We start from the raw sequence: 11,418 nt of genomic DNA on the forward strand, positions 1-11,418 counted from the left end.
TTTCCTTATCTCAATGCGGTCAGAACGGAACACTGGAAGAAGTGTAACGTCCGGATTTGTTGAGGGTCCGGCGGATGGATATATGTCGGACGATCATACCCCCAAAAACGCGCCTCACGCCGGTTTAGACCGTCAGACCCTTCATGATCTGAACAATATGTTCGGGGCGGCCAAGGGCAGCCTGCAACTGATGCAGATGCGGCACAAGGACGACCCACAAAGCCTGCGCATCACCGGCATGGCCTTGCAAAGCCTCGATAATGCGCAGGCCTATGTCTATGACAAGCTGGGGTGCACCGATCTGCGTGACATCGACGGCGGTATTTCGGATTCGCCTGAACGTCTGGCGGCGCGGCATGGCGTCGTGGACTCCGGCGACCGCCACGACCTGTTTTTTGCCGCCATCGAAATGACGCGGATGCCGATGATCGTCACCGATCCCAACCGACCCGACAACCCCATTGTCTTCGCCAATCAGGCCTTCCTCAACACCACAGGCTATACGATGGAAGAGGTGATGGGGCGCAATTGCCGCTTTCTTCAGGGCGAGGGGACCGATCCGCAAATGATCGCCAACCTCAGCCGCGCCATCCGCGACCGCACCGACATTGCGGTGGAGATCCAGAATTTCCGCAAGGACGGCACCGCCTTTTGGAACGCTCTGTTCGTCAGCCCGATCTTCGACCGCGACGGCAAACTGCTCTATTATTTCGGCTCGCAGCTTGATGTTACGCGCCGGCGCGAAGCCGAAATGGCGCTGCGCCGGGCGCAGAAGATGGAGGCCATCGGGCAGCTGACCGGCGGCATTGCTCACGATTTCAACAACCTGCTTCAGGTGATTATCGGCAATCTTCAGATGGCGCGCACCGTCACTGAACAGCCGGAAAAGCTCCATCGCCACCACGAGGCGGTAATGCAGGCGGCCCAGAAGGCGCGCGTCCTGACGCAGCAATTACTGGCCTTTTCTCGCAAGCAACCGCTGGAGGCGAGGGTCGTCAATCTCAACCGTGTGGTCAGTGAGTTGAATGACCTGCTGTCGCGAACTCTTGGCAGTTTTATCGAGATTGAGCTTGATCTAGACCCCGATCTGGCCAATGCCCGCATCGACACCGTTCAGCTTGAGATGGCGCTGATCAATATTCTGGCCAATGCGCGTGACGCAATGCCCGAAGGCGGGCGGGTGGTTATCCGCACCACCAACCGCTCTGGAACGGAGGGCGACCAGGTCGAACTGTCAGTCAGCGACACTGGCGAGGGGATGCCGCCGGAGGTCTTAAGCCGCATCACTGAACCCTTCTTTACGACTAAGGAGGTGGGGAAGGGAACGGGGCTTGGGCTGGCGCAGGTCTATGGCTTTGTTAAACAATCAGACGGCGGTTTTGAGGTCGAGAGCACGCCGGGCGAAGGCACCACGGTGCATCTCTATTTCCCAATGGTGTCGGGGGCGGATGACAAGGCGCCGGCCCCTGAGCGCGCCTCTCAGACGCGTGGCAAGGGTGAGCGGGTGCTGCTGGTCGAAGATAATCGTGAAGTGCGCGAACTGGCCTGCGCTATACTTGAGGCCGATGGCTATGAGGTGGTGGCGCGCGAAAACGCTTCGTTGGCGCTCGACTATCTCAACGGGCCGGACGGGGTGGACCTTTTGTTCACCGATATCGTCATGCCGGGTAAGATGAATGGCGCCGCTCTGGCTAAGGAGGCACGGCAACGATTCTCCGACCTGCCGATCCTGATCACCACGGGTTTTGCTGACGATGTACACGGTCACACCAACGCGCGTGAGTTTGAAACCATCTACAAACCCTATATGCCCGACGAACTGTCTACGCGGGTGCGCGGGGTGCTGAACCGCAAGGACGATCACGGGGGCTGACATGCCTATGTGTGGGTGTAGCTCAAATGTCGCACTATCTGTAAGCGCTTACATGACGAATTGACAGCGCTGTTGTAAGCGCTTACAGAACGCCAAACGGACACTGTAAGCGCTTACACAACACGACAGGGTGCAGACTTTCATGGCGGCAAGCGTAACGCTCAATGACGTGGCCAAGGCGGCGGGGGTGTCGATAGCCTCGGCGTCGCGCGCCATCAATGGCCTCGATAACGTCACCGAAGAGGTGCGCGAGCGCGTCTTGGCGGCGGCGGGCAAACTGAAATACGTGCCGCACGGCGCGGCGCGAGCTCTGGCCATGAGCCGAACCAATACGATTGGCGTCATCCTGCCGGATATCTATGGCGAGTTCTTCTCGGAGATCATCCGCGGGATTGATGTCGGCGCGCGGGCCAGTGGTCTGCACATTCTGGTGTCCGGGTCGCACGGTGATGTGAAGGAGGCCGTCAAGGCGGCGCGCGCCATGGCCGGGCGCGTCGATGGCTTACTGGTCATGGCCCCGTATGCCGATGCTGATGACCTGTCGGGCAAACTCCCGTTCAACCTACCTCTGGTCATGATGGGCGGGGTGGGCGGTCAGGCCGATCTGCCGAGCCTTGTCGTTGACAACCATTCCGGCGCGCTAGAGGCGGTGCGCCACCTGTGCGAACAGGGCTGTCGCCGAATCGCGCACATCGCCGGGCCTGAGAGTAATTTGGAAGCGCAGGACCGCCTGCGCGGCTATCTCGACGGGCTGAAAGAGGCGGGGTTGTCGCCACAGGTATTGCCGGGCGACTTCACCGATGGCGCAGGTTATGCCGCCGTCCAGACGCTTCTGGCACAGGAACAGATGCCTGACGGCCTGTTTGCCGCCAATGACATGATGGCGTTGGGGGCGACCCTGGGTCTGCGTGAGGCAGGTGTGTCGATTCCGGATGACATCGCCATCATCGGCTTTGATGACATTCCGGTGACGCGCTACGCCTCGCCGCCCATTTCGACGCTGCGCGCCGGGGTCTTCGACATCGGCCGGCGCAGTCTTGAGCTTCTTTCCGCCCTGATCGAGCGCGGTTCAGCGGAGGCCTCGGCCTCAGCCGCTAGCCTGATCGTGCGGCCTGAACTGGTGGTGCGGGCGTCGAGCCGCCGCCGTTAAAGCGTTTCTGAAAACGCTGTGAGTATCGTGTTTTATATAAATAAAACAGTTCTTTGGGAGAACAGGATATGCTTTATATGTCTCGCACGCGGGGCCTGAGCCTTGGTGTTTCGGGCCTTGCCCTGGCGGCCGCCATCGTTATGGCGGCCCCGGCCTTCGCCGCGGAATCCGACGCCACTCTTCAGGGGCGCGTCTCCGCCGCCCCGGCGGGTACGGTGGTCACGGCGACCGACGCCAATACCGGGGCCAAGGCCACCGCCACGGTGCGCGCCGATGGCCGCTATGTGATCGTTGGCCTGCGTCCGGGCACCTATACGGTTACCTTCCGCGCGCCGGACGGTACAACGCGCACCGAACAGGCCGTGCTACCCGTCGGTCAAACGATCGAAGTTGATGCGGACCTCGCCACCGCCGAAGCGCCGGTGCAGGAAGTCACCGTCGTCGCCTCGCGCCGCAACAATCCGCGTCAGTCGGAAGTCTCCACCTCCATTTCGCGCGCTCAGATCGAAAACCTGCCCCAGAACGGCCGCAACTTCCTGAACTTTGCCGCTCTCGCCCCTGGCGTCTCGGTGTCTACCGACCCTGAGCGCAAGACGTTTCAGGCGGGGGCGGTCAATGCCAATCAGGTCAACGTCTTCATCGACGGTATGAGCCAGAAGAATCAGGTGTTGCAAGGCGGCGTTACGGGTCAGGACGCCTCGCGCGGCAACCCGTTCCCGCAACTGGCTGTGCAGGAGTTCAAGGTATCGACCCAGAACTTCAAGGCGGAGTATGAGCAGGCCGGTTCGGCGATCATCACCGCCGTCACCAAGACCGGGGGCACCGAATTCCACGGGACGGTGTTTGGTACGCTTCAAACCAAGAGCATGATCGGCCAAAACTATTACGACACCGGCCCCAAGCAGGATTTCGAAAACAAGGAATACGGCTTCGACATCGGTGGCCCGGTCATCAAGAACAAGCTGCATTTCTATATGTCCTACGAAGGCCGCAAGGACGCGCGCCCCTCGGATTCGGTGGATATGCGCAACAATGGCAGCTTAAATACGCTTAACCCGACCCTCGTTACCGCCCTGTCGAATGCCTATAACGGCAGCTATGCCAAAAACTTTCAGCAGGATATGGTATTCGGTAAGCTGACCTGGTTTGCTGACGATAACAATACGGTTGATCTGACGGTCACCAACCGAAAGGAAGACGATGTTCGTAACTTCGGTGGCCTGACGGCGTATGAACGCGGATCGACGCTCAATCAGGAAATTAAGGCCGTTGCCGTAAAGTGGCGTCATCGCGCGGGTAATCTGCTCAATGATATGCAATTGAGTTATCAGGATGCACAATGGCGTCAGGCCCCTCTCTCAACAAACCCGGCCATCACCCTGATTAATGGGCAAAATATCAATAACCAGCTCGCCTTCTTCGGCGGTACGCCCTATTCGCAGGTCAAGGCACAGGAAAGCCTTACCCTGCGTAATGATCTGACCCTGACCGGCATCGAATGGTACGGTACGCACGTCATTAAGGGCGGCTTCAAGCTGGCCAACTATAAGTACACAGCTGAAGAAAATGACCGCAGCCGGAATCCGGAATATTTCTACGACGCGGCCACTTATGTTTATGGCGGCACCAATACACCTGTGGCGGTGAAGATCGCCGATGGTGACCCGCGTATCACCTCGAACAATATGCAGTTCGGGGCCTATATTCAGGACGACTGGACCTTCGACGATCACTGGACCTTCAATCTGGGTGTGCGCTGGGACTATGAGTCCAACATGCTCAACAACGAATACTCGACGCCGGCCGAAATAGCGACGGTCATGCGTAATACGGCGGGTTTCAACAAAGCCTTCAATCCCAATGATTATATTTCCACGGGGTCCAATCGTAAGGGATTTAAGGGTGCACTTCAGCCACGTCTGGGCTTCGCCTATGATGTTAATGCTGACCGTGATCTGGTCATCTTTGGCGGGTATGGCCGCTATTACGACCGAAACATCTATGACCTGGCGCAACTGGAAACGCGCCGCGCCCAGATACATGTGGCCACCATCTACTTCCCGCAGGTTGCCGGACAGGCCAACACGGCGAACTGGAACGCTAGCTATTTCGGCAATCCAACGGCTCTGGTAGCACTTGCCAAGTCGCTGGGCCTGAAGGGCGAAGTGTTTGCCCTCAACAATGACGCCAAAGTACCATACTCGGATCAGTTCAATCTGGGCGTCCGCAAGCGCTTCGGAGAAATTTCCACCTCGGCCACGCTGTCGTACATCAAGTATCAGAACCTGTTTAACTGGGTGCTCGGCAATCGTCTACCGGACGGCAGCTGGTGCCAGTTCGGACCGCAATACGCCTGTCAGCCGTGGGGTAATGGCCTGCCGGGTTATGGGGCGCTGATCATCTCGAGCAATGAGCGTCAGGCACGTTACAAGGCGCTTTACCTCACCGCGGACAAGCCGTGGACACCCGCTTCGAAATACGGCTTCAGCACCACCCTGACCCTGACCGATGCGGAAATGACCGGCCACAATGACCCGTTCATCTTCGACTACGCGAGCCCTTCAGCCACTGGCTGGCACAAGGCGGAAGGCGTCGATAAGTGGCGCTTCGTCGGTTCGGGTATTGTGTCCGGCCCCTGGAATACCCGCGTTTCGGCCATTGTGACCCTGGCTTCAGGCACCCCGTACGGCCGCGTGCTCGATACCGCTCCGGCGCTTCAGATCCAGGAAGGGTATTTCTGGCCACGCAAGACTTTCAAACAGGTTGATCTGCGTGTGTCTAAGGACTTCAAGCTGTGGAACGGTCAGACGGTCACCGCCGATGCGCAGGTCTATAACCTGTTTGACACGTGGAACCGTGCCTATTCGCAGTGGACCGGCGGCTATGACAACGGCACGGGTGCCAAGGAGATACCGGACCCCAATGCCCAGGTCGGTCCCTCGCGCTCCTTCCAGGTCGGCCTGACTTACAAGTGGTAAGCCTTCTGGCGCGGTGGTTTCCGCCGCGCCGCTCCCCATGCCCGGCGGTGTCTCATCCCCTGACGCGTCGCCGGACATTTGCCCGCCAGCCTGTCTTCCTCGGCTCATGCGGCGCTGACTTGCCTTGTGCCGGGGGCTTCTCCTCCCGTTTGGAGCCCCCGGTTTTTTTGGTTTTGAGTGTCCCTGATGGACCGGCGGTGTCACCCGCAGACACCGTGTCGAAGGGAGTTCTGTGATGTCCGTGTCTCATACGTCCCGCCGCGCCTTTGGTCAGGGGCTTTTCGGCCTCAGCCTGTTGCCGCTGGGGGCCTGCGCGTCTCTGCAGGGTCGCTCAGGTGTACCGGGGTATGACGCGTTGCTGAGTGATCTGCACCGGCGGACGTTTCAGTTCTTCTGGGACGTGACCGATCACCGGACCGGCCTGACGCCGGATCGCTGGCCCACCCGCACCTTCTCGTCAGTGGCGGCCATCGGCTTTGCCTTCAACGCCTATATTGTCGGCGCGGAGTCCGGCTATATCCGCCGCGAACAGGCGGCCGAACGCACCTTTAACACACTGAATTTCCTGTATAACCTACCGCAGGGTGACGCTGTCTCCGGCACGGCGGGCTATCGGGGCTATTTCTATCACTTCCTGCGTTTCGATGACGGTACGCGCTATAAAACCTGCGAACTGTCCTCTATCGACACCTCGCTTTTGCTGATGGGGGCCCTGTGCGCCGGTCAGTATTTTGACCGCGATACCACAGTTGAACGCGATATTCGCCGCCTGTCCACCGCCCTTTATGAGCGCGTCGACTGGACCTTTATGATGCGACCGTCGGGGCGGCAGACCATGGGCTGGCATCCTGAGGACGGCTTCATTAAGGCCGAATGGCGCGGCTATAACGAAGGCATGATGGTCTATCTGCTGGCTATGGCCTCGCCGACACACCCGATTGACCCAAAGGCCTATCAGGTGTGGTGTTCGACCTATGATGAGACCTTTGGCCCTAATCACGGAGAGCCGCATCTGGGTTTCCACGCCCTGTTTGGCCATCAGTACAACCACGTCTGGATCGATTATCGCGGCATCGCCGACGCCTATATGCGTCCTAAGGGTCTGGATTATTTCGAAAATTCCCGCCGCGCCACGCTGGCGCAGCGCAACTATGCCATCCAGAACCCGATGGGGTTCAAAGACTATGGTCTGGACATCTGGGGCTTTACGGCCTGCGACGGTCCGGCGGATGTTAAGTTGACTCTCGACGGCGTGGAGCGGCAATTCCGTAGCTATTCGGCGCGCGGGCCAGGCGATCTACACCCGTTCGACGACGGCACGATTGCGCCGACGGCAGCACTGGGCTCGATCATGTTTACGCCGGTCGAGTCTCTGGCCGCCGCCAAGGCCATGCAGGCGCGCTACGGCACGGATATCTATGGCCAATATGGCTTTTTCGACAGTTTCAATCCAACCTTCGTCACCGACTATCCGTCGCGCGAAGGCCATCAGACCAAACGCGCCGGCTGGGTCTCCAACGACTATATCGGCATTGACCAGGGGCCGATCCTGTGCGGCATAGAGAACCTGCGCTCAGGCTTGTTCTGGCGGCTGATGAAGGGCTGCGCGCCGCTTCAACGTGGCTTGAAGCTGGCCGGGTTTGAGGCGGTGGCCTGATGCGCGGACACCTGTCCATCGTTGTGCTGATACTGGCCGCCGGGTTGCTGGCGACGGCTGTGGCGGCGCAAAACGCCCTTGTCACGCCAACGCCGTGGACCGCGGGGGCTTCGGAAGGCGTGACCTCAAAGGCCAGAGGCGGTGAAACAGCCCGACTAGACTACGGGTTCAAGGGCGCAGGCTATGCTTTTATCGTGCAGGATCTTGACTTTGCGGCCCCGGAAAACTTCGTCATCGACATCCCCGTAAAAGGCGAGGGGGCGGGCAATGATCTTCAGATCAAGTTTACCGATGCCTCCGGCGACAATGTGTGGTGGGTGACGCGCCCGGCCTTCGTGCCGACCCCACAGGGGACGGTGCTGCGCATCCGCCCGCGCCATATCGACTTCGCCTGGGGGCCGATTAAGGATCGTGCCTTCCTGGGCGGGAAACGCATAGAGGTTGTGGTCGTCAAGACGGCCAAGGGGGCTGCCTCCGGCTGGCTGGAGGTCGGGCCGATCCGCTGGCGTGCCGAGGCACCGGAACCGAAGACCGCAGCGCCTCTCAAAGCCGATGTGAAGGCCGTAGTAGATGGCGATGCCCGAACCGGTACCCCGGCAGCGTCCGTGACGCTCGACTTGTCGCGTGCGCGGGCATTTGGCGGATTGAAACTCGACTGGGGCAAGGTGCCCGCTCTTTATACGGTGGCTGTGTCCGATAACGGTCGCCGCTTCCGTGAGTTGCGCCGCGTAGCGGGTTCGGACGGAGGGACGGACTATGTGGCCTTGGGTGAGGTCGATGCGCGCTATGTCCGTGTCAACGGGCAGGGGCAGCTTAACGAGGCTGCCCTGCTGCCGCTGGAGATAGGGCTTAAGCCGAATGCTCTGCTGACTGAACTCGCGCGCACTGCGCCGCGTGGCGACTATCCGCGCGGCTTAACGGAGCAGGCTTATTGGACGGTTGTGGGCGTGGCCCAAGGCGGTCCCCGAGCCGCGCTGCTGTCCGAAGACGGGGTGGTCGAGTTGGGGCCGGAACGCCCGTCTCTGACGCCAGTGCTGAAGGTCGGCGCCAAGCGCCTGACCTGGGCGCAGGTCAGGTTGGTGCAGGGCATGGATGCCGAACGCCTGCCGCTGCCGACAGTCGAATGGCAGGGGGAGGGTGTTCAGATGCGGATCGCCCCGCTCGCCTTTGGAGAGAGCAACGCACCCTATTCGCTGGTGCGTTATGAGATGCGTTCCAACGCGGCGCAGACGGTGCGGCTGGAGCTGCACGTGCAGCCGATGCAGGTCAATCCACCCGCACAGTTCCTGACGCGGCCGGGGGGCTATGCGCCGATCCGCCGCCTCAGCCTCGAGGGCGACACGGTCAGTGTCGATGATCAGCCGCTTTGGCTGCTGACTCGGCCCAAGGATTTTACGGCATCGGGTTTCCTCATTGGGCCACAAGGGGCCAGTGCCTCCGACACGGACGGTTTAGCCTCCGGCGTGATTGGCTACGAACTGAACCTCACCCCCGGCGAGGCGCAAAGTGTCATCGTGGCCTTTCCGTTGGGCGGGCAGACGGTGCGCCCGACCATCGCGGGGGATGTTGCCAAGTGGGCCGAAACCCAAGCCGAAAGCGTCAGGGCCGACTGGCGGCAGCGGTTGGGGGATACCCGACTTGTCCTGCCCGCCGGTGCGCCGCCCATTGCCGACAGTGCGCGTCTGGCGCTCGCCTATCAATTGATCCTGCTCGATGGTGACTGGCTAAAGCCCGGCGCGCGATCTTACGACCGGTCGTGGATACGCGACGGGGCCATGATGTCCGAAGGCCTGCTGCGTATGGGGCTTCGTAAGGAGGCGCTGGCCTATTTCAAGGCCTATGCCCCGATGAGCTTTGAGACGGGCAAGGTGCCGTGCTGCGTCGATGCCCGCGGCGCCGATCCGACCCCGGAAAACGACTCGAACGGGCAGCTGCCCTGGCTGGCCGGAGAACTGATCCGCTTTGGCGTTGCGCCCGCAGAGATCGCGCCCTACTGGCCGCAGGTGTCCGGTGCCATCGCCTATCAGGAAGGCCTGCGTCAGGCCAATCTGACGCCGCAAACCGAGGCGCGCTATCGCGGCCTGATGCCGCCGTCGATCAGCCATGAAGGCTATTCGGATAAGGCGGCCTATAGCTACTGGGACAATTTCTGGGCATTGAAAGGCTATCGCGGGGCCGCGGTCACGGCGCAGGCGCTGGGCAAGACGGCGGAAGCCGCGCGCCTCACCGCGCAGGGCGAGGCCTTTGCGCGAGATCTGAAAGCCTCGATTCTCGCAACGGCGGCGCACTATGGACAGGAGGTCGTGGCTGGGGCCGCTGACCGGGGCGATTTCGACCCGACTTCAACGACCATGGGCCTGACCTCCGGCGCGCATACGGATGACATCCCTGAGGCTTTGAAGCGTCAGACGTTTGAGCGCTACTGGACGCAGACCCTGATGCCGCGCCGCCAGACGCCCAACAGCTATACGCCTTACGAACTGCGCAATGTCGGGGCGTTTTTGCGCCTGAAACAGCCCGAACGGGCGCGTCAGGCACTCACTATGTTCTTCGCTGATCAGGCCCCTAAGGCGTGGTTCCAGTGGGGCGAAGTGGTCACCGTCCCCTATCGTCAACCGTTGTTTATTGGCGACCTGCCACATGGCTGGGTTGAATCCGACTATCTGCGCGTGGCGCTCGACATGTTCGCCTATGAGCGGGCTGAGACGGCGCAGATGGTCCTTTTGTCCGGCTTTGACGCCAAATGGGCCGGGCTTGGTGAGACGCGGCTGGAGCGGTTGCATACGCCGTGGGGCACGCTATCGCTGACGGTCACTAAGGTGGGGTCGAGTTTGAAAATCAATATTGACTCCGACACTGCGCCACCCGGCGGCTATGTGGTTGACGTGCCCTCCCTGATGCGTCGAGATGTCCGCGTGCGGGTGGATGGTCGGCCCATGGCTCTGCACAACGGCGAAGCGATTGTCAAAACGGCAAAAGCCGAGATTATTCTGGGAGATGACCTATGATCTTCACACGGGTTCCCTCAAAGGCCTTGATCGCGCTCTTTAGCCTCTTTGTTCTCACCGCCTGTGCCAGCCTGCCGTCGGCGGACCTGCCGCGCGGTGAGACACCGAAATCCCTCGCTCTCAAAGACGGCAGTACAATCGGCTATATGCAGTATTTGCCGTCGAACATCAGCGGCAAGGCCCCGGTTTTGGTCTTTCTACACGGGACGGGTGAGATCGGCACCGATGTCAAACTGACCACCGTGCACGGCCCGTGGGCCTACAGCCGCGCCAACCCTGACAAGGCACCCTTCATCATTCTGGCGCCGCAACTGAGCGAGAAGGTCGAATGGAGCCCGGCGACGCTGGACGAATGGCTAACGCAGGCCCTGAAAGGTCTGCCCGCCGACCACAGCCGTCTCTACCTGACCGGTCTGTCGCGTGGTGGGCGGGGCACCTGGAGTTGGGCCATTGCCTATCCGCGACGCTTCGCCGCCATTGCACCGGTGTCCGGAGATTCGCTGTATCGTGACGGGGCATGCGCCCTGAAAGACGTGCCGGTATGGGCGTTCCATGGCGCAAAGGACGACATCGTCCTTTATCAACCCGAAGATCAGTTTGCCGATGCCGTGCGCGCCTGTGGCGGTGAGGTCAACTATACCCTCTATCCCGACGGCAATCACAATGCCTGGGACGCTGCCTATACCACTCCCAGCCTCTATGCGTGGCTGCTCAAACATAAACGTTGAATCTTTCCCCCGCAGATACCAAGG

At 60.6% G+C, this 11,418-nt stretch carries 6 protein-coding genes; all 6 read left to right on the forward strand.

The features are described 5' to 3' along the window. The first annotated feature begins 82 nt into the window (after positions 1-82). A complete protein-coding gene (locus tag ASTEX_RS06020) occupies positions 83-1,873 on the forward strand; it encodes a histidine kinase famiy protein (RefSeq protein ID WP_013478720.1) in 1,791 nt (596 codons plus the stop codon). 142 nt (positions 1,874-2,015) lie between these two features. Then, entirely contained in the window at positions 2,016-3,023 is a 1,008-nt protein-coding gene (locus ASTEX_RS06025) for a LacI family DNA-binding transcriptional regulator (protein ID WP_013478721.1), read from the forward strand. Between the two features lie 77 nt (positions 3,024-3,100). Beyond that, on the forward strand, positions 3,101-6,001 hold the full coding sequence (locus ASTEX_RS06030) for a TonB-dependent receptor (protein ID WP_041659005.1): 2,901 nt from the start codon (positions 3,101-3,103) through the stop codon (positions 5,999-6,001). Between the two features lie 235 nt (positions 6,002-6,236). Beyond that, the gene (locus tag ASTEX_RS06035; protein WP_013478723.1) at positions 6,237-7,658 is read left to right on the forward strand and encodes a glucoamylase family protein; all 1,422 of its coding nucleotides are present in this window, start codon (positions 6,237-6,239) and stop codon (positions 7,656-7,658) included. Next, positions 7,658-10,666 carry a discoidin domain-containing protein gene (locus tag ASTEX_RS06040; RefSeq protein WP_013478724.1) on the forward strand — a complete coding sequence of 1,003 codons (3,009 nt, stop codon included), beginning with the start codon at positions 7,658-7,660 and terminating at the stop codon, positions 10,664-10,666. Before ASTEX_RS06035 ends, ASTEX_RS06040 begins: the two co-directional genes overlap by 1 nt. After that, complete coding sequence (locus ASTEX_RS06045) at positions 10,663-11,394, forward strand: carboxylesterase family protein (RefSeq protein WP_013478725.1); 732 nt, start codon at positions 10,663-10,665, stop codon at positions 11,392-11,394. The genes ASTEX_RS06040 and ASTEX_RS06045 overlap by 4 nt, the downstream gene beginning before the upstream one ends. The last annotated feature ends 24 nt before the right edge of the window (positions 11,395-11,418 follow it).

This window comes from Asticcacaulis excentricus CB 48, assembly GCF_000175215.2.
GTDB classification, from domain to species: domain Bacteria; phylum Pseudomonadota; class Alphaproteobacteria; order Caulobacterales; family Caulobacteraceae; genus Asticcacaulis; species Asticcacaulis excentricus.